Here is a 20,390-nt window from a genome sequence, read left to right on the forward strand (position 1 = left end):
GAGTGGCCGCATTCATTTGCTGTCACTCCTGCTTTGTATATGGGCATATTTACTAAAATTTGGAAGCCGAAAAATAGAAAATCTATTCCGATGTATGACAGTGTAAATCGGGTAGAAAAGGATGCAGCAGGAAACTACTGGTTTTTATCTGATTTATTTGGTACTCGTTCCAGATGGAAAGTATATTATGACATGACTAATAATTCAGATAAAGCTGAGGCGCTTATTTCTTGCACTCCTTTTTTTACTGTAGTTGATAAAATCGGTTCCATGATGTCCCGTGGTGTTCCTTACGTTGTTGATAAAGACGGGAATGAAAAAAGAACTTATGCTGATATACGAAATATTCTCCACAATCCCAATCCGTTGCAAACATTTTCTTCGTTTGTAAAGCAGGCTGAGATATGCCTTAAAGTTTTCGGATATTGTCCTATTGTTCTTGTGAGGGCCACAGGAAAAAGCGTTCCCAAAGCGATGTGGATAGTTCCCCCTGAAATATTCCATATAGAGGGAACGGGTAAAGTGTTTCGTCAGTATGAATTGAGGGACATTGTATCGAGTGCATATATTGACTGCAACGGACGGCGGATGGAATTGGAAGATTATGAATACATAATAGTATATGACAGCAATATCCTTGTTGAGAGCGGCAGGAGTGCAGATGTTAAATTCGAGTCAGTTTCAGACAGTTTGTCTCAGCCTATATCCAACTGGATAGCTTCCATGTCGGCAAGCTATACATTACTTGTAAACGGCGGCCCCAAAGGCGTACTCTATAACGACTACACAGACCAAATGGGTAATGTTGCTCTTTCTTCAGAAGATGAAAAGGAGATAAAAGACAGTTTTAAACGCGATTACGGCTTGGTGAACAAGGAATACCCCATTTTGGTGACACGTTATAAATTAGGATGGCTTCCCCTTGATTTTGATGCCGATAAATTAAAGCTTCATGAAGAGGATAAAAGATGTACGGATAAGATTGCCAATGCAATGGGAATAAATGCCAACCTGTTCACGGATGCCAAATATGATAATCTTGAAAGCGCTGGAAAAAAGGCTTATCAAGATGTGATTATTCCAGATAGCCGAAAGATAGCAGAATGTCTTTCAAAAGCTATATGCCCAGAGGGTGTTTTTATTAAGATTGATTTTGCAGACGTTGAATGTCTTCAAACTAACAAAGAAGCAGAAGCGAATACATTGGTTAAAGTGGCCGATGCCATGCAAAGGTTATTGGACAAGTCTTTGATAACGCATGATGAAGCCCGTGTAGAAATCGCAAGATATATAGACATTGATCCGGATAATCCCAAGGGAGATTTTGACAACAATACAGCAAGCAGCGTATCTTCTGAGAACAACATCAATAACAGCAAAGAGAATGGAAACAAAGATGAATAAATACAAAGATAAAATGGGGATGCAATATAAATTATTCTCCATTAACTCAAAAGATGTCCAATATAGCCCCGGAAGCCGGACGATAAGCGGATATGCGGCGGTGTTCGGTAACCGGGACAAGGCGGGCGATGTCCTTCTGAAAGGTTGTTTTGCAAAAAGCATCCAGGAACGTGGGCCGCAGAGCGGTGCGAATGACAAGATACTGCTGTTGTGGATGCATGACATGAGCGAGCCTATCGGTGCCATTACAGAACTGAGGGAAGACGATAAGGGTCTCTACTTCGAGGCGCGGATAGATGAGATTGACCTTGGAGACCGTGCCATAAAACAGCTGGAATCCGGGACACTCAACCAGTTCTCGATAGGGTTCAGTTATGTGTGGGAAAAATGCGGTTACAATGAGACCGGAGATGACTTCCTTGTTGGCGAAGTGAAACTTTATGAGGTTTCCATCGTGTCGATAGGTTGCAATGGGGAAACCGAGTATCTGGGGTTGAAGTCAATTGAAGACTATGAAAATTCTTATAAGGATTTAAACAGTGAAATTTCCTCGTTATGCAAAAATATGAGTATGTCTAAGCAACTGCGTTTGCAAAAAATTATAGCCAAAGCAATGTCACTTGCATCTTTTAGGCCGGACAGTGTTATACCAGTTCCACCCAAAGAGAAGGAAGCCGGCAGTAATGGCAAAACGGAAGAAAAATCATTATGTAATTTATTAAAACTAAAATCGGTATGAAATTAGGATTTTTAGAACTTATGGACACATCCGGTCTGTCTGAAGAAAACAAAAAGTTTTTTGAATCTTTGGACGAAAAAATGGGAGAAGCTTTTGAAAAACAAGTGAAAGGCTATCTTTCGGATGAAGTTAAACTGGAAGATTTGCGCAAATCCATAAAGGATGCCGCTGATTCCATAAAAGACATCAAGGAAAAGGATTTTGCCGGCATTGACAAAAAGACTTTTGAGGAGAAGGTTAATGAACTGGAGAATGCCATTTTACGTGTAAAGGCTTCTACTGAAGTGGGTAAAAACGGAGAGGTAAAGATTAAATCCGTTTATGAGCAGCTACACGAACAGCTCAAGGAGTATATTACCGCAGACAAGAAAGGTATTATGTCCCTCGATTTGAAATCGGCTTGCCAGGCGGCTCCCGGCAATAAGTTGGGATTAAATCTTGTGTTGGAAAAGAAAGATGCCGCGACTATTACTTTCGGGTCTCTTGCTCCGCATTACGGGATTGAGGTTGACCCAAATTTATCAGTCAATCCGAGAGCGCAGACTGTCATTCGGAAATATGCAAATGTATCGAGCACCAACAATCGGACTTTGGTTTATGCGGAATACACAAGCAAGGATGGGGATGCTGCATGGGTTCCTGAGGGTGGATTAAAGCCCCTTATGGATGCGACATTGACGGAAAAAACGGTGACGGCCGCCAAAGTTGCAATTGCCGCCAAGTTTACAGAAGAAACCTTGTCTGACTTCCCAAGTTTCGTCAATGAAGTTGAAACGGAAATGATAAACAAACTTGGTATAAAAGAAGAACAGGGTATTTTGTCAGGCAATGGTTCCAGTGGGGAAATAAAAGGAGTTGCTTCAGATATGCCGGCATTTTCTCTTTCCACTTTCTACATTGAAAGACCGAACATGTTTGATGCTCTTGTGGCAGCTTATTCGCAAATTGTATCTACCAGCGAAATGGCATATCGTCCCAACCTTGTATTGATGAACCCATTGGATTATGCGGCTATGCAGTTAGCTAAGGATGCTAATGGGCAGTATCTGCGCCCGTTCCGTTATGGAGATGAGCTTATTCAAGGATTACGTGTCGAAACGACTACGGCGATAGAACAAGGTGATTTTATCATGGGAGATTTCTCATATTTGAATATTCGCGACTTGTGGGCATTGTCTATTACTATGGGATGGGAAAATGACGATTTCCGCAAAAATATTGTTACTGTAATCGCAGAGAATAGATTAATGTGTTATATCAAATCGCAGTATAAAACAGCGTTTGTAAAGGACACATTTGCTACTGTAATAGAAGGTATCACTCAAGGAGTAGGAGGATAAAAAATGGCAAAAGAATATAGAATTAATTTGACGAAACGCTATAAAGTAACATTTATCAAAGATGGTGTGAAATATAAGTCCGGTGATGAAGTGTCAGTCGGTATGGCGCTTGCAAGCAAATTTTATGCGGAAGGTAAAATTGAAGCGACAAACGAACTGATTAACGACGCCAAAATGTTGGGTTGCGAGGAGCTGTTTACCAAACGTAAATCTGCAAGAAAAGATACGGTATGATAATTGACTACAAATCTTTCACTGGGTTGCTGAGTGTCGGGATAAATCCTGACACTGGCGCTCCCTCTATAACAAGAGATGCGGAGTTGGATAAAATAGAATCATATATTTCTGTATATGAACAGGAATATCTAATTCTTATACTTGGTGAGGATATGTGCAAGGCGTTTACCGATTATCTTAATTCAAAAGACGATAGCGTTGATAATAAATGGGATAGACTGTTTGCTCTTTTATCAGAAAAATACAGCCCTATTGCTTGCTATATATTTTTCAAGTATATAGCGGACGGAAATTACAGTGTTACAAATGTAGGAACGGTAACCTCTGCTGATGGAGATACTGTTTCTCCACAAGTTTTGCAAATTAGGGCATGGAATGATATGGTAAATATGAACAAACGTGTTTATCAACTTTTACAAGGCAAGGAATATGCCGGTATATGTTTCAACCCATGTATGCTGCGTAAAATAAATTGTATGGGGATATGAAATCAGTAAATGATATATTTGCGGACATTGTAAAAAAGGTATCAAAAAGATACGGAAGCAATGTGTCGTTTTTATTCGGAGACTGGGCTTACATAAGCAATCAACTAACTTTATGGGGCAAAAGTCCTAAGACAAGCAAATTGAAGTTTCCTATAATATGTCTTTACTCTCCATTTACGGAAGATAGAAGTTCTGCCCAAACAGAGGTTGGATTGGAGTTTATTATCATGGTGAACACTTTGAAAGAATATTCAAACGAAGACCGGCAAAAGACTTCCTTTGAACAGGTCTTGCGACCTATATATCGCCTTTTCTTGGACGAAATCAAGAAAGATATAAATATTGTTTGTCATTACGATAATGTGGTTCCACACTCCTATATTGAAAATTACCGATATGGCAGGGTTGGTGTTATAGGTGAAGACGGCAAACCTTTCAGCGATTTTATTGATGCTATTGAAATGAAGAATGTAAATTTAACCATTAAAGAAGTAAAATGTTATGGCAACAGATTATAGAAAATGTCCGGGTGTTGCAACTTTTAATACAGGTAGCTCCGTATGCGTGCTTGACCCCGGTAAAATAAAAGCTATCATATTGACTATTCACGGTCATAAGATACCTACAGAGAAAACAGCAGAAGCTTTTGAAAAGGCTTGTCATGCAGACCGCCCCGGAAGAATATTCCCTATTAAAACAATTGTGGAATATGCTCCTTCCGGTGGAGAAGCGCAAACTTCTGCTACAGGATACGGCCCTACAAAAGTCACAGGCTATTCTGCAAAAAATGATGTATGGACTTTGCAGGATTACGATGCCAGTTTGAAAGCAAATATAATGGCTGCAAAGAATGTGGCATTTGATGCTTATTTTGTTGACGAAAACAATGTTGTTTACGGAGTGAATGACGGCACCGAAGATTTGGCAGGTATTCCCTTGTCAGGCGTTTATCCTGGTGGACAAGATTGGGATTCCTCCGGTACAGAGGCCAATCTGACTATTGCAACCATGTTCAAGGATTACGAGAAATATGTCAAAAATGCGGATGTGAGAGCCTATGATTTTGATGTTGTTGATGCATTGAAAGGATTGGTTTATGTCGATTTGGTATCAACGGAATCAAATAAGTATAAATTGATTGAGCACTTCGGGAAGCTGGACATTACGGAGTACTACGGTGAGTTGCTGGCGAAAAATGCAGAAACCGCATTGAACGGTGCAACAAGTGCGTCTTATGCTGACGGAGTTATTACTACTGTTGGAGAAGGTTCTATTACTCTTGCATCTCCCTCTGTATTGCAAGAATCCGGAATTACAGGTATCGAGGCTTGGGTATGATAGTAGAAGGTGTAACGTTCAATGAAGACAGGGTAAAGAAAATGAAGAAGAGGGACTTCATAGATGCCCATAAGAACGTATTTTTTCTTGACCGCCCGCCCGAAGAAAGGGAGAAGACCCTTTCGTCCATCTATGACGATATAACATCCTCTAATGCACTCAAGCAAAAGAAGGATGATTATATATTGTAACTGTGTTGTGTATTCAATTAGGGGCGTTTATTCGCCCCTAAATTATATCTGTTATGGCGAATATTATTGAAGCAGAAGAAAATATCAGGCGTTTTGTTACAGGGTTCGAGCCGATGATACGAGATGTTATGGTAAAAAATAAAGAGGAAGTTTCGCAATACATCGTAGAGCAATTATGGTCTGGTATTAATGGCAATGATAAGCCATTACGCCCCACTTACCTCAATGACCCGTATTTCAACACCAAAGAAGCAGGACATTGGTACAAGAATGCCAAAGGCTATGCAGCTTTCAAGCAAAGGGTAGCCCCGCTTATGTATTCTTCATTAATAAATGCTCCGGTAAGTTCTAAGGGAACCCCAAATCTTGTGATAACAGGAGATTTTCACAATTCTATTACAGCTGTACCAACAGATAAGGGATTAAGGATTGAAAGTGTAGGAATAAGTTTTAGCAATGATATAGAAAAGAAATACGGTCAGGCAATTTACAAGGTCGGTTCTTATGCGAGAAAGGCATTCATGGAAAGGCATATAAAGCAAGGTATTGCGGATTATTTTAGAAAATTCGGTTTATAATGGGATGTGCGTGTGAAAACAAAAAGAGAATGGCAGATATAGCTAAGATGCGTTCTCTTGCAAGAAAAGCCGCAAAGATGGAGGGGAAAGTATATATCCTTTATGAGAAAGACGGGGTTTTCAATTTTTGCCCGAGAGGCGAAATGTTCAACGGGAAACTGATTGAATATGTTTGGTTCTGATATTAAAAATAGAACATTATTTTTTGTATAACCCCCGTAATTTTTCTCTCTTTAAATTGAAAAATATTAAAAACAGAACAAAAAATAGAACTTGTCCCTTTCTTATCCCGCCAGCCGTATTGCTGGCGGGGCATCGTAACGTGAACGTTGGTCGAAACCTCAACGTGCGTCTATGCTTGTTTATGTGGCAATATTATTCCTAACAGTTATCAAATCGCTATTTTCGTTTCTTTTATTCTGCCGAACATCTTGTAAATTTCCACTAACCAATAGATACAGTCCGGCTTTATTTCTTCCTCTATGCACCCGATTGTATGAATGGCATCTATTATTTTATTCTGCCATTCCTCACCACCGTCAAAATCTAAAGTAGGCTTCATAGCCTCGTACAACAGCATTGCTTTTTCCTCGGTTGATAATTCTTTCTTTTCCATGATGAATATTTGTTTAGTCTTAAATTATAGTATATAATGTAGGCTGTACGTCATTACTCCGTACCTCTTGCCGCAATCTATTATGTTATTGAATTATTTATAAGTAAAGCTTATGGTGCATTGCCCTACTGATTTCCCTTTACTGAACAAGTTAATGGAAATACCTTTGCCCATAAGGGGTGATTACAGCCTTTCTGTTGATGAATACCATTCCTTTTGCGGGTTGGGTTTTCTCTGCAACTTTCATCACTCCTAAAGACATTGACCTTTGGGTCGGCAGATTGTAACGTGCGCCTTTGCTCAACAGATACCCGCTCCACCGGAGCCATTCATACAAAGCGTTCTGCCCCTTTTTGAATAGCCCGTTTTGCTTCAATATATTTGCCATCTCGCCAATGGATATACAGTCCTCGGATTGCATGATGCAGTCCGCAAAGTCGGCTTTGGGCTGGAGTTTGGTAATTTTTGCGTCTTTCTGCTCGATTTGTTTCTGCTGTTCCTCAATTCGCTTGGCTTGGTCAGCGGCAAGTTGTAATGCTTCACTGAAAGACTGGGGTACTTTCGGCTTGCCTAATTCCAATGTTTCCAGCCTATCAATAATCTTTTCACGCAAAACAGCATCATATCCCGAAGCGAGAACAAGACAGCCTTTAGGGGTGAGATTAAAAAGAGGTCTTTTCTCACCTTTCTTGTCGGTGTATTCAACCGCCACAAAATTGTGGACGTTCACTCCTTGTTTAAGCAAGTTCCTGATGTCTCGTAAGATAGCATCATGCCTTTTGCCCGTAACCTCTGCAATTTCAAGAGAGGTCATTCCTTTTAAATTTGGAATTAGTTCATTCGTTGTGTCAAGCATATTATAACGAATTATGATAAAAAGAAACCCTCCGTAGGTGTGCTTGACACAACATACGCAGGGCATAGAAGTCGCAGATTGTTTCCTTTCTGCCACCTTAGAGGGTTTCCCAATATCTTGTACAAAATTTATTCGCTTTATTTTGCCCAAGAGTTATTATGTTGTATCAAGCACTGCAAAGGAAAGCATTTATTTCGATATGGCAAAGAAAAAAGATGGAAAAGTTAGTAAAGTATAAAAGAACTTGCATAAAAAAGAAAGTAGCCAAAGGTAACTGGCTACCAATGGCTACTTTTTGATACTTTATTTTTTACCATAGTGATACCTCATAGAGAGCACATAAACCGTGATTATTTCATCATTAACTGAATAGATAATGCGATGTTCCGAATTTATACGCCGAGACCATTTGCCGGACAAATCATATTTCAGAGATTCCGGTTTGCCTATTCCGGTATAAGGGTGTTTGGCTATATCTTCAAGCAGTGACAATATTTTATTTATTATAGCCCTATTACCGCTTCGTACAAAATATTGGTATTCTTCTTTTGCTTGTGCGGAAAGTGTTATTTTATACATGCAATCCGGTTTAAAAAGTCCGACATGCTTTCTCCCTCGTGTTGAGAAACGCAATTTCCATTCTTAATATCTTCTTCCCCTTTTCTGATAGCTTCCATCGTTGCCGGAGATTTCATTATATATTCAGTTTCTTTAATAGAGTTATATTCATCTAAAGATATGACAACAACGCTTTCATTGCCGGCACGGTGCACCAGCAATGGCTCACTGTCATTTATCACACCATCGAGATAGTGTTTAAGGTTGTTTCTTAGTTCTGAATAGTTGGCTGTTCTCATAATTTACTTGTTTTTATTGTTTTGCACAAAAATAGGTACTTATTTTTGTACTTACAAGAAATGGTGAATATATGAATTTAATTTAGACTAATTCTAAATAATTTTATATCTTTGCGTTATCATGTGATGTTGCATGACACCCAATATTAGGACTTATGGCAAACGAATATGTAATTACCGATGTAGTCGACAAAAAAGCCGTACAACAATTAAAGGAACTCCGTCTTGAATTTGATAGTACAAAAGGGTCTTATGTGGAGCTTGCTAAGGAGTTGGCGCAAGGAGTAAAAACTAATCCCAAAACATTTGATGAGCTTTCCCAAAAAGCACGTAATTATACCTCGCTGTTGGAGAAATTGAATAAGACGCAGGAAAATATGGCATCTATTCAGGCGAAACAACTTACCGTGCTACGTCAAGTATCCCAGCAACTAAATTCAATGTCATCTTTGCAAAAGTTAAATCTTTTGTTCGAACAGTTCGCCAAAAATATCAAGAATGCAAGTGATATGCTTGCCGGATTATCTTCCGCATCCAACCAGGTGTCTTCGGCGCAGGATAATGCGGCTAAAAGCACCCAAACAGCAAGTAATATAATGAGCCAGGCATCCACTCAATTGCAGGCGGCAAATATGAGCTATACCGCTATTATTGATACGGTACAAGCGTATGATGGCGAAGTTACTAAGTTAACGGCTGATACCATAGCCAATAAAGAGGCTATGAAAAAGATTGATGCAGATATTAAAGCTCTTGGAAAATCTTATAAAGACGGGGAAATTACTTTGTCTGAATATATAAGGCAGTCTTCGCTATTAAAACAGAGGCACACGGAACTGATGGCGCAAAATCAACAATATTCAGCTTTGATAAAAAATCATTCCACGGCAATTATTTCAGCTTCCGGCAGCTATTATGAAATGAATGCCGCCATGCTCGAATTGCAGAAGCGATATAAGGCCTTAAGTGAAGCTGACCGGGAAAGTAATATCGGAAAGAATTTAATAACTCAGGCCAACGCTTTAAACGATAAGTTAAAGGAAATTGACGCCAAATTTGGCAATTATCAGAGGAACGTGGGGAATTATGCATCTTTGTGGAACGGATTGAACGTACAGACACATCAATTATTACGAGAGCTACCATCTTTAACAATGAGTTTCAATCAGTTTTTCCTTGCTATTTCCAATAACTTACCCATGTTTGCGGATGAGCTTAAAAGAGCAAGTGAAGAGTTTAAGTCCTTGAAAGCGCAGGGTAAAGAAGCTGTTCCAGTTTGGAAACAGCTATTGGGGAGCTTGTTTTCTTGGCAGTCTGCGTTGGTAATAGGCATCACACTTCTGTCTGCATACGGGAATGAGGTTATTGGCTGGGTCGCAAGTTTGTTCAAGGGCAAAAAGGCGCTTGAAGAAACAACAAGCGCCTATAAACAATTGGAAGATGCTCGGAGAAAGGGAATTTCTGATAGCGTTAAGGAAAGAACAGAGCTGGATTTGTTATACAAAGCAGCGCAAGACACATCTCGGTCTATGGAAGAAAGAAATGAAGCGGTATCCGAATTGCAAAAAAAATACCCTTCTTATTTTGAGAATATGTCAAAGGAGTATATTTTGTTGGGAAAAGCAAATGATGAGTATATAAAACTTTCTAAATCTATAATAGCAACAGCAACCGCAAAAGCCAAGATGACAGAAATGGAAAATCTTTCTACAAAAGCATTGGATTTATCAATGAAAGCAGCGGGTAAACTAATGGAAATACAAAATGCAGAAGCCGAAACAGACTATGTAGACCCTTTTTCAGGGGAAATTATAAAATCTGCTGATAGAGTGTCCCATTTAAGAAAGGAATATGAAGGATTAACTAAAGAGTTGCGTGATGTATATTCTGCCCAAATAGCTATATCAAGAAGTATAAAAATTACAGATTATACAGGGGGGGATGATAAAGCTTATGAAGAGCAAAAAAGAAAAGCGGAAGAATACGCTGAATACATCAAGAGGATAACAGAGGACTTATCCAAATCCCGGATAGAATTGATTGCTGACGGTAGAGAAAGGGAGATAGCTGAAATCAACAAGGAGTATGAAGGCAAAATAAAAGAGATAAAAGGCAATTCCGAAAAAGAGACAGAACTTCGGAAAAACCTTGAAATACTTAAAAACAAGGCTATTGCGGAAGTAAACAACAAGTACGATAAGGAACTCCTTGAAATAGAAAAGACAAATCTTGAAAATCGATTAGCTTCCATTGGGGAAAACTCGAATGAAGAATTAGACAAAAGGCTTAATCTCCAAATACAACTCAATAATATGATGCGTGATGCGGAAATAAAGGATGCTGAAAAGAATGGAGAGGATGTTGTGGCGATACGCATGAAGTACATGCAACGGGAAAATTCTCTCATAATGAGAAATCTTCAAGAAAGGATTGGGTTGATTGAGGCAAGTACAGATAGGATTGTAGACAGGCAAGAGACGTCTTCATTAGAAGAAGCTAATATTGTAAAGAAGCAGTATGCGGAAGGCGAAATAAGTAAAGAGGATTACGAAAAGAAATTATATGATATTGGAGTTAAGTATTCTAAGGCACGTTTGCAGGCTCTTATAAAAGAAGTTGAATCAGAGATGTCATTACTTGACCCTGCTGATGAAAAATATCAGGATTTAGAAGATAGGTTAGCCAATCTGCAAGCGCAAATAGACGGAATAAGCTACGATGATGCAAATAAGAAGCGAGAGGAGTGGGCTGATAAATTCAAGGAAGGTTTATCAGAAATGAATAGCGCCGCAAGAGATTCTCTTGGTGAAACAGCTGGGATTTTTGAAGGGCTTTCCGATATAATTGCGGATGTTGCAGAAAACGGGAAATTAAGTTTTGAAGCTCTTTTAAAAAGTGTAGGGAAAATTGTTGACGGAATAACTTCGTTAATGACAGATATATACGATGCGAGAATTGAAAATATTGAAAAAGAACAGGACGCCAATGATGAAGCATACGATAAAGAGATAGAGCGCATAGAAGCTCTTGAAGAGAACGGGGCTATCTCCAAGGAAGAAGCAGAGCTTCGCAAGCGTGCAGCCGAGGATAAGACAGCTGCTAAAAATGAGGAACTTGAAAAGAAAAAGGCCGCATTACAAGAAAAACAAGCAAGATGGGATAAAGCCAATTCTATTGTTCAGGCGGGAATAGCTACAGCCTTAGCTATAACAAAGGCTTTGCCTAATTTAGTCCTTGCTGCTTTAGTTGGTGCTATGGGAGCCGCACAAGTTGCCATTATAGCCGCCCAGCCTATCCCCAAATACGCCAAAGGAACAAAAGACCACCCCGGCGGCTTGGCTATTGTCGGTGACGGTGGCAAGAAAGAGGGGATTGTTACTGATAACGGGCTTTTTATCACTCCTGATAAGCCGACTTTGGTAGACCTTCCGGCGCATGCACAGGTAATCCCTGATTTGTCATATATCTATGACCGCAGAGGGCTTACATCTGATTACGGATTATTGGAGCAACGACTAAAAAATATGAGAGAAGAAGGAATTGTAGTCAATGTAAGCAATGATTACAGCCGACTTGAAAAGAAGATGGAAAGCAATACCAAACAATTGCAAAGCATCGGAAGAATGATGAAAAAAGCCAATCAACGTGCGGATTATAATTGGATTTCAAATAGAGTATAAGATATGATATATAATGATTTGGATAAAATATGCCTTTCCCGTTTTATAGACATATTCTTGGGAGACATTGATAAAGTGGTGCAAGGTGGTAAATATAGTACTAAAGAGAAGATTTTAGCCGCCGAGAAACTGTGTAACGAATATCTGTCAATAGTCGGCGGAAAATCTACAATTTTCTTGATAAGCCGGAGAAACGAAATTCTTAAAATTCAAATTCGATTAAACTGCCTTGCTGTATGCGAAGGGCTGATTTTATCAGGTGATTGGAGTGATGTTGTAGATGTTATGTCTACTTTAGGCTATAAGTTCAAAGAGGACGAACACGACAAGATAAGAAACCGGATAAGCAGCGTTTCCGCCTCTGATAAATATCGCCTTGTAAAATTAGCTGAAACATCTTCCGATATGGGGAAAACAAAAATGGATAGGGAATACTTTACCAAAGAACGTGTTTCGTTGATGTCTTATGTAAAAATGCACATTGACGAGAGTACGTTTTCTGCTAAAGAATATGCCTATATGGTTAGGCGTATGTGTGATGATATAGATGCTATGATACGTTCAACTTCAAAAAAGAAATAAGTATGTATTACAGATGTGAGTTATTGGTAAACGGAATGGCGTATGATGCTACGAATGAACTTGTAAATTGGGCTGATGTGGAAATGTCGTTCAAAAGAGGAGACTATGACGGGGTAGTCCGCAGTTTTTCCACAAAATTTGAGTTTGCTAACGGGGCTTTTTCATTGTTGCTGAAAGAATATCTGGAGCAGTATTTAAATTCTTCCGCCACAATAGTGTTCTATATACGTAATAACTCATGGCTTCTCAACGAAAAGTTCAGATGTGCGCTTGACTTCTCTACATTCACATATAGCAATACAACGTGCGAAATAAATGCCGTTGATAACAGCCTCGCAAGCTTGATTAAGTCCAAGAAAGGTACGCAGTATGAATATCCGGTTAGTGAATTGAAAGATAGTACCCCTCTTTACTATGATAGGTTGGAAATGACAAGCCATATAGAATGGCTTATACCCAGCCAAAGCGACAGTAGTGATATTGTCTATGATTTTACGGCAAGTAACGGGAAAGATTTTTATATGGTTCCGCTTTATATAAAAGGAAATCCGGAAATTGCCGTTAAAAACATAATAGAAGTTGATGATGTGGAATATGAGAAGATAACAGAAAAAGAGAATGAACTCAGTGTAAAAAATAAATTTCCTTATTTCTTTGATAATATATCCGCAAGGCCGCTGACTGTTTCCGTTAAGTGTAAATTTGATATAGCGCATCGATTGTTCGTATCAGAATTGGTATTACATAAAATAGATAAAAGCGGAAATCACACAAATGTATACAATCTCTCTCTTCCTGATAGAAACCCGACTGTACATACTGTTGATATAGACAAGACGGTTACATTGGAACCGGGAGAAAAATTATCCTTATTTTTCCATGCGGTAAAAACGACTACCGGCGGGAATGTAACCGTGACCTTATCCAACATGACTATTCCAATGACGATAGAATTTATTGCAAGGGATAAGCCGATAGATGTGGATGTAATTAAGCCTGTTACTTTATTAAACAGATTGCTTCGGTCTATAAACAACGATAAGGAGGGTGTCATAGGAGAAATAGCTGTGCCCGATAATCCCAATTTATATATCGGTATAAACAACGCATTGATTGTTCCGGCAGAAAGTATAAGAGGGTTGGAAAAAGCAAAGGTATATACCTCATACACGAAATTTGCAAATTGGATGAGTGCCGTTTTCGGGTTTGTGCCTGTAATCGGTGAGAACAAGGTTACATTTGTGCCTCGTGATACCCTATTTCAAGACAGGGAAGTTAAAGATTTAGGGGATGCTGTTACAGACTTTTCATATAATGTAGATTCATCAATGGTTTATTCAAGGGTAAAAGTCGGATATGACAAGCAGGATTATGATAGCGTAAATGGGCGTGATGAGTTTCATTTTACAAATGAATACACTACGGGAGTTACACTGACTGATAATGTTTTTGAGATGATAAGCCCTTACCGTGCAGATGCATACGGATTTGAGTTCCTTGCTGCAAAACAGGGAGAAAAGACTACCGATAGCGACAGTGATAACGACGTGTTCTTTGTAGGAGCTTTACTTAGCGATTCAAAGTACAAGCTTATTCGGTGGAACGTTTCAGGGGTTATATCGCCTTCCACTATGTTTAACGTTATGTATGCGCCTTTCTATATGATTGATGCCAATAAAGGTTTTTTAGCTGCATTTGCCCAGACACTCAATTTCGCTTCATCTGACGGGAATAGCGATGTCTCGTTCAATGGGGAGAGCGTGAAAGACGATTTTGTATTAGGCAGCAGATTATTCTCGGTGGGTGAATTGTCCGTTGAAACTGGCGATTTGGAAACTCCTTCCGACTTATCCGGCTATATTCGGGTAGAGAAGAACGGGCATATTTATAAAGGTTATGTAAAAAGTGCAAGCTATAACTACGGCAGACCGGAAGCGGTAAAATATATTTTGATAGTAAAGGATGTGAATTGATTATTTTTAAAATAATTATTTGGAATTAGTCTAAATAGTGTGTATATTTGCGCAAGATGTGTGAAGTTACACGTCACTGTAAAAAGGACGAAAAGACATGGTAAAAGTTGGTGATGTTTGCCCTCTTTTTTTCTCACCTATAAAATATGAGTTTGGGCTTGATATGGACTATATTCAGAAGTTTCATTCTTCTGACAAAATCCATATACAAGTGTTTACTAATGCTTCAGAGGAAGTGTCTGTAATTCTAAATAATAACATAACTAAAAAATCCACACCTATACCCCTTTTAATATACAATCATAATGATAATAATGTAGTGCATTATGCCATTCTCCAAAATTTGGAAGATGGTGAATATACAGTTACAATTAATGAGGATACATCGGAACCTTTTATGGTAGAATCTTCTGACATTCTATTAAGGGAAACAACTCTTATTCGTTATTCTCACAAGAATAATAATTCTGGTCTTGATAATATATTTTGGATAAACGATATTCAACAAATATTCAATTTTCGTTTGGAAGCGGGAATTAAGCCATCTGATTATTCTGCACAAGTGGATAATGAGCAATACCGTAATCAAAAACAAGAGATAGAAGAATTATACGCAATACCCTATGATGTGTATAAACTTACAATAGGAGATTCAAAAGGCGTACCTTATTGGTTTTCAAGACATATCAACCGTATTCTATGTCTTTCAATGGTGGAAATTAATGGCACAAAGTACGTTCGTTCGGGTAACTCAACTCCCGACGATGAAAAAGAAACAGTAAATGTAGACAGTCAGCTATTCATATACAAAGTATCTATTGAGCCGAAAAACAACGATATAGCGGGTATCGGCGGCTCTCCTGAAGCTGGCTCTTCCGCCTCTTTCCCTGCATTTCTGATAGACCATGCCAAAGATGGGGAAATGTTACAATTCAGTGCGGAGAAAGCCGCATTTACTAATGTTGATAAAGTTGAAGTATGAAAAAGCGGGTTAGTAAAATATTGTGGTTTGGTGACGCACTTGATGAAAACCATCAGGCGATACCCCCTGCTTTATCTCCGAGTGACGAAGAGCATCTGCAAGGGTTAAATCTTGGGGAAATATATATCTGTGTTGCAGATGCCGACCCTGCATTGTTTATCAGAACTTCTGCCGACCGGATTGTCTACTTTAAGGCTCTTGATATAGAGGCTCTATCAAAGTTCTTTATAAGAAAGGACAGGCCAGACGAAGCAGGATTTTTAATAAAGTTCTTAGGTGGATTGTTCTCAGACTACATCCAGTCCATGAACTTTTCTTCCGGTGCACTCGGCGAAGGCTTTGTTATCAAAGTAGACAGCAAGACGGGCAAATCCTATATCGAGGTGGACGAACTCTTTGTGCGTATCAAAGCGATGTTCTCCGAGTTGGAGATAAAGAAGCTTTCCTATGCAGGCGGAAACTACATGTTCACCGCTGCCGGAATGAAATGCGGCAAAGTTGAGGAACACGAGGATTTTTGGCGTTGCTATTTGTTGGTTGACGATGGTGAAACGGCTATTGAAAACCCGTTCAATGAAGGCGACCAGGTACGGTTTCAAGACTTCAATATCAAGCCGGGTGTCTACGAGAATGTATCCAACCGTTACTATTGGCGCCTATGCGTAGGTGTCGGCGAGGATTATATAGACCTTAGCAAAACGGACTGTGACGCCAACAGTGACACACCGCAAGAAGGCGACAGTCTTGTACAGCTCGGTAACCGCACAGACAAGAAGCGTCAGAACGCAATCACCTTGTCTGTGTATGGCGATGATGCGCCAAGTATTCATCAATACGCCGGAATAGATTCCTATTCAATGGCGGGCAAGGAAGTGACGGTTATCAGTCCGCAAGGTAACAAGTTCATGGGTGACTTTATTTTGAAGACCGGCATAAATATTATGACCCAGTTCAAGATATTGGAAGACCTTATTTATTCGGAAATCTCCAAAGTGCTTGACGAAATACAGGCAGAGGATAACTACCTGTACAACTCGGCATTCGCATCCAATACGAACGGTTGGGAAGCGAAGAACGACATTCACTTTTTCACTGTAAACGGAAAATTCTTATTGGTGAATGGAAAGTTCTACTCCCGTAAGGATGCTATGGTTGCCATTATCAGGGACGAAGATAGAAACGTGCTTCGCATACTTTCTTCCGGCATAAAACAATCCAATGCTGATTTAGCCAATAAGCCGACTTATGAGGAAGGAGAAGAACCGAGAAAGTTCTTTATCTCCTTTAAATACAAGGTGATTACAGCAGGAACTCTTACGATAGGCTTTCCCGGTCAGAGCCTGCATTTCACCGAACAGCTCGAACCGGGTGAAGAATATACAATAAAGGAGTATTCCGGCACATGGGACGGAACGGGCGATTTTGAGTTGAAGTTTACGGGGGATATATACATACACTCGTTGGCTCTTGCCGAAAACGCATTCGAGGATTTATATACAAAATTGAGTTCCGAAATAAAGCAGACAGCGGAAAGTATCAGGTTGGAAGTAAAAGAACTCTCGGAAAGCAACAATCAAAGGTTCTCACAGATTGAGCAGCGGGCTGATAGCATTGAATTGTCTGTTACAAAAATAGAGGAAGATGTAACGCAGTTGGGGCTGGACATCAATGGGGTTACCGATGAACTTAAATTATATGTCAAAAAAGACGGATTAGGTTCAGAAATCAATGTGGCACTTGATAATATTTCCGTGGTTTCCAAAAACATATACTTTACCGGAGATATATCCGCCAACGGGAATGTGTCTATTCAGGCAGACGGGACAATAAAAGCTATTGGTGGAGAGTTTAGCGGGGAGTTGAAAGGGGCTACCGGAGAATTTAACGGAAAAGTGTCTATTGCAAATAATAAAATTTTATTAGACAGCGATGGAAGCGGACATCTTGCTAATGGGAATATTAATTGGAATAAAGATGGAAATTTAAATATATCAGGCTCTTTTAGTACTAATAATTCCGGTGGGAATAGGCGCATATTTATAGGGGACGATTACAATGAAAGTATTGGTAGTAATGAGGGGGTAATAAAAATGTATAATGACAGAAGCGAGACTGTATTCACCCTCAGCTCATCTACAAGTAACCATGCCATGATTTCTATGTTTGGAGACGACTCTTTTAAAAATGTGTTTATCCAGCCCGGAAGCATATATGTAGGTAGTCCGACCCAATCCGATGGCTACTCATATGAAACGGAAGTAACTGGGAAAGGAATAAGATTGTACAGAAGTGGAGTTCTAATGAAAGAATTTAAAATTTAAATTAAATCGTTATGAAAAAGATAAACTTTGAAAAGATGCTTGTAGCAATGGACGTAGCGCGTAAGCATTGCATAAACAGAGATTATAGAGAAGATTTTGCGAACGCAATATGGCAGAGCAACTTCGGTATCGCCGCCTTTGTGCTTGCAGAGAAAATATACAAGTCAGAGGGAGAAACGGAATATGACGAGAAAGAGGTGAAGATTATACAGCAGGTAGCTAACCGACTCCCGCCTTTCTTCATTGACGCGCTCAATCGTGCTATCAACAATCAACCGGAAGAAGTAACCGATAAACAGGAATAATTATGGCTTGGACAGAACAGGATTATCAAGAAATAGTTGCCCGTCTTATGGCTGAATCCATAGGGGTTAATGAAGTGCCGGATGCGGGAAGCACGGATGACATATCATCTCTTCCGGCCTATCAACCGGCAAACGGAACAGAAGTGCCTACCGTAGTAAAAGCATCTCTTGAATTGTTGGTTGCTCCTGCTTTGGATGCTGCCGATAAGGCAAACGAAGCCGCCGATAAAGCAGAAAGTAATGCCACCGCAGCACAGACAGCCGCAAATACCGCTAATGAGAAAGCAGAACTGGCGGCACAAGCTGCGTCCGATGTCAACGCAGCTAAAGAAGGAGCAGAAACGGCTGCTCAATCCGCAAATACCGCTGCATCTAATGCCAACGACACCGCGGAACATCCTACCTATATCGGACAAGACCACTATGTCTACAAATGGAACAAGACCGCCCAAGCATACGACAAGACAGACATCTACACCAAAGGCGATGCTTTCTCTATCAAGAAGGTATATGCTTCAGTTGCTAACATGGAAGCTGATAAGAACAATCCGGATATTACAGAAGGTGATTTTGTATTGGTGAATACGGGTGATGTTGAAGACCCCGACAATGCAAAATTGTATGTCAAGGCTGATGGTGACTTTGAGTTCCTTGTCGATATGTCCGGCGCTATCGGCTTCACGGGTAAGACACCTCAATTCTCAATGGGGACGGTTACTACGCTTGAAGCAGGGGCATCCGCTACAGCCACGGTGTCAAGTGACGGAACGGATGAAGGCGGAAACCCGAAATACAAGCTGAATTTCGCCATTCCGCGCGGTAATCCCGGTGCTCCTTTCCGTGTAGCCGGTGAATACACTACCTTGGAAGCCTTGAAATCCGCTGTTCCCGATGGTTCGGCAGTTGACGGGTTCATGGCTGTAGGTACTGAAGCTCCTTACGATTACTACGCATGGGTGAACGGTGACTGGGCTAATCAAGGGAAGATAGCGGGCGGCGGTTCGGGGAACGTGGTAGTTATTCCTGCTGCTGCGATGAGCCTAAGCGACCAAGCAACATCCGATGAGATATTTAATGCTTTTGGTGGGAAAGACGCTTTCATGGATATATGTCAGAGCATCGTCAATAAAGATACTGTATGTGTTGTAGCAGACATCCCCGAAGAATCAGGGATGAAACTTGTATATATTCCAGTAATGGCGGTGGCTACCTATACGGATGCTAATAATGCTAATTTTATGATGGCAATTATTACAGAAACGACTTTCCAATTAATTGTAACAGTCACGGATGGAATTGCTACCCAATCGTCTCAGGTTTTAAATCATATTTACGAAGCCCCCTCTGACGGTAACGTCTACGGTCGTAAAAATAAAGATTGGGTGAAAGTTCCCGAAAACTCAAATGTCATTATCCTGCCGAAAGAAATACTTGACTTGACAGGTAGTTCCTCCTCAGAGGAGATATTAGCTGCATTTGGCGGTATAGATAAATACAAGGATTTGCTTGAAAAATTGAGCACAAATAATTGCTTGGTACAGATTGGAGAACCGTCATTAGGCTCATTAAGACATATCTATACTCTTGTAGAATATGCTGTCAATTTCGCTTCAAACAAACAATCGGGAACGTTATCTTTAAATATCTACAACGAAGAGCAGCAGTTAAGAAGACTTCATTTCTATTTGGAGAACAACGGCACTACAGCCCGTTGTGGCGAGGCAAGCACTTTCCAGCTCGTCAGGGACACCGACGTCCTCACCAAGACCAACACTTCATCATTCACCCCTACGCAGCCTTATCATCCGGCGACGAAGAAGTATGTGGATGATAGTATAAAAGAAAGCCTTTACTATGTAAATAATGACAAATTCCTTAGCTATTTCATAACACCTGCATATCG

19 protein-coding genes and 1 pseudogene are annotated in these 20,390 nt (G+C 39.9%); 16 read left to right on the forward strand and 4 right to left on the reverse strand.

Going from position 1 to position 20,390, the window contains the following annotated elements; translation table 11 throughout:
* The first annotated feature begins 39 nt into the window (after positions 1–39).
* Genes BHV73_RS06975 through BHV73_RS07015 form a run of 9 tightly spaced genes read left to right on the forward strand, consistent with a single transcriptional unit; the run spans position 40 to position 6,315 of the window.
* Positions 40–1,404, forward strand: a complete 1,365-nt coding sequence (locus BHV73_RS06975) for a phage portal protein (protein ID WP_148359734.1) — start codon at positions 40–42, stop codon at positions 1,402–1,404.
* Positions 1,385–2,143 carry an HK97 family phage prohead protease gene (locus BHV73_RS06980; RefSeq protein ID WP_286737449.1) on the forward strand — a complete coding sequence of 253 codons (759 nt, stop codon included), beginning with the start codon at positions 1,385–1,387 and terminating at the stop codon, positions 2,141–2,143. Before BHV73_RS06975 ends, BHV73_RS06980 begins: the two co-directional genes overlap by 20 nt.
* Positions 2,140–3,483, forward strand: coding sequence for a phage major capsid protein (locus tag BHV73_RS06985; RefSeq protein WP_286737451.1), 1,344 nt, complete (start codon positions 2,140–2,142; stop codon positions 3,481–3,483). The genes BHV73_RS06980 and BHV73_RS06985 overlap by 4 nt, the downstream gene beginning before the upstream one ends.
* A gap of 3 nt (positions 3,484–3,486) precedes the next feature.
* The gene (locus BHV73_RS06990) at positions 3,487–3,717 is read left to right on the forward strand and encodes a hypothetical protein (protein WP_148359737.1); all 231 of its coding nucleotides are present in this window, start codon (positions 3,487–3,489) and stop codon (positions 3,715–3,717) included.
* Positions 3,714–4,208, forward strand: coding sequence for a hypothetical protein (locus BHV73_RS06995; protein ID WP_087426464.1), 495 nt, complete (start codon positions 3,714–3,716; stop codon positions 4,206–4,208). The genes BHV73_RS06990 and BHV73_RS06995 overlap by 4 nt, the downstream gene beginning before the upstream one ends.
* The gene (locus tag BHV73_RS07000) at positions 4,205–4,726 is read left to right on the forward strand and encodes a hypothetical protein (RefSeq protein ID WP_087426463.1); all 522 of its coding nucleotides are present in this window, start codon (positions 4,205–4,207) and stop codon (positions 4,724–4,726) included. The genes BHV73_RS06995 and BHV73_RS07000 overlap by 4 nt, the downstream gene beginning before the upstream one ends.
* Complete coding sequence (locus BHV73_RS07005) at positions 4,710–5,546, forward strand: hypothetical protein (protein WP_148359738.1); 837 nt, start codon at positions 4,710–4,712, stop codon at positions 5,544–5,546. Before BHV73_RS07000 ends, BHV73_RS07005 begins: the two co-directional genes overlap by 17 nt.
* The gene (locus tag BHV73_RS07010) at positions 5,543–5,737 is read left to right on the forward strand and encodes a hypothetical protein (RefSeq protein WP_148359739.1); all 195 of its coding nucleotides are present in this window, start codon (positions 5,543–5,545) and stop codon (positions 5,735–5,737) included. Before BHV73_RS07005 ends, BHV73_RS07010 begins: the two co-directional genes overlap by 4 nt.
* Before the next feature lie 53 nt (positions 5,738–5,790).
* A complete protein-coding gene (locus tag BHV73_RS07015; RefSeq protein WP_286737453.1) occupies positions 5,791–6,315 on the forward strand; it encodes an ABC transporter in 525 nt (174 codons plus the stop codon).
* A 391-nt stretch (positions 6,316–6,706) separates the two neighbouring features.
* Here the strand turns inward: BHV73_RS07015 and BHV73_RS07020 are convergent, their stop codons facing one another.
* From BHV73_RS07020 to BHV73_RS07035, 4 genes are all read right to left on the reverse strand, one after another.
* Positions 6,707–6,931 (reverse strand): hypothetical protein, encoded by a 225-nt coding sequence (locus BHV73_RS07020; protein WP_286737454.1) that lies wholly within the window; start codon positions 6,929–6,931, stop codon positions 6,707–6,709.
* Positions 6,932–7,082: 151 nt separating this feature from the next.
* On the reverse strand, positions 7,083–7,745 hold the full coding sequence (locus tag BHV73_RS07025) for a phage antirepressor KilAC domain-containing protein (protein WP_286737455.1): 663 nt from the start codon (positions 7,743–7,745) through the stop codon (positions 7,083–7,085).
* A gap of 345 nt (positions 7,746–8,090) precedes the next feature.
* Positions 8,091–8,366 carry a Txe/YoeB family addiction module toxin gene (locus tag BHV73_RS07030; protein ID WP_286737457.1) on the reverse strand — a complete coding sequence of 92 codons (276 nt, stop codon included), beginning with the start codon at positions 8,364–8,366 and terminating at the stop codon, positions 8,091–8,093.
* The gene (locus tag BHV73_RS07035; protein ID WP_286737459.1) at positions 8,354–8,644 is read right to left on the reverse strand and encodes a type II toxin-antitoxin system Phd/YefM family antitoxin; all 291 of its coding nucleotides are present in this window, start codon (positions 8,642–8,644) and stop codon (positions 8,354–8,356) included. The genes BHV73_RS07030 and BHV73_RS07035 overlap by 13 nt, the downstream gene beginning before the upstream one ends.
* A 155-nt stretch (positions 8,645–8,799) precedes the next feature.
* Between BHV73_RS07035 and BHV73_RS07040 the strand changes: the two genes are divergently transcribed.
* From BHV73_RS07040 to BHV73_RS07070, 7 genes and pseudogenes are all read left to right on the forward strand, one after another.
* A complete protein-coding gene (locus tag BHV73_RS07040) occupies positions 8,800–12,324 on the forward strand; it encodes a hypothetical protein (protein ID WP_286737462.1) in 3,525 nt (1,174 codons plus the stop codon).
* 3 nt (positions 12,325–12,327) lie between these two features.
* Entirely contained in the window at positions 12,328–12,906 is a 579-nt protein-coding gene (locus tag BHV73_RS07045) for a hypothetical protein (protein WP_148359744.1), read from the forward strand.
* A gap of 23 nt (positions 12,907–12,929) precedes the next feature.
* On the forward strand, positions 12,930–14,879 hold the full coding sequence (locus BHV73_RS07050) for a hypothetical protein (protein ID WP_286737463.1): 1,950 nt from the start codon (positions 12,930–12,932) through the stop codon (positions 14,877–14,879).
* A 97-nt stretch (positions 14,880–14,976) separates the two neighbouring features.
* The gene (locus BHV73_RS07055) at positions 14,977–15,861 is read left to right on the forward strand and encodes a hypothetical protein (protein ID WP_286737466.1); all 885 of its coding nucleotides are present in this window, start codon (positions 14,977–14,979) and stop codon (positions 15,859–15,861) included.
* Positions 15,858–18,182 carry a hypothetical protein gene (locus BHV73_RS07060; RefSeq protein ID WP_286737467.1) on the forward strand — a complete coding sequence of 775 codons (2,325 nt, stop codon included), beginning with the start codon at positions 15,858–15,860 and terminating at the stop codon, positions 18,180–18,182. Before BHV73_RS07055 ends, BHV73_RS07060 begins: the two co-directional genes overlap by 4 nt.
* 11 nt (positions 18,183–18,193) lie before the next feature.
* Positions 18,194–18,487 carry a hypothetical protein gene (locus BHV73_RS07065; protein WP_286737468.1) on the forward strand — a complete coding sequence of 98 codons (294 nt, stop codon included), beginning with the start codon at positions 18,194–18,196 and terminating at the stop codon, positions 18,485–18,487.
* 2 nt (positions 18,488–18,489) lie between these two features.
* Positions 18,490–20,390, forward strand: a pseudogene (locus BHV73_RS07070) (hypothetical protein); the annotation flags it as partial.

Origin of the sequence: Bacteroides sp. 44_46, assembly GCF_001915465.1 — a bacterium.
Taxonomy (GTDB): domain Bacteria; phylum Bacteroidota; class Bacteroidia; order Bacteroidales; family Bacteroidaceae; genus Bacteroides; species Bacteroides clarus.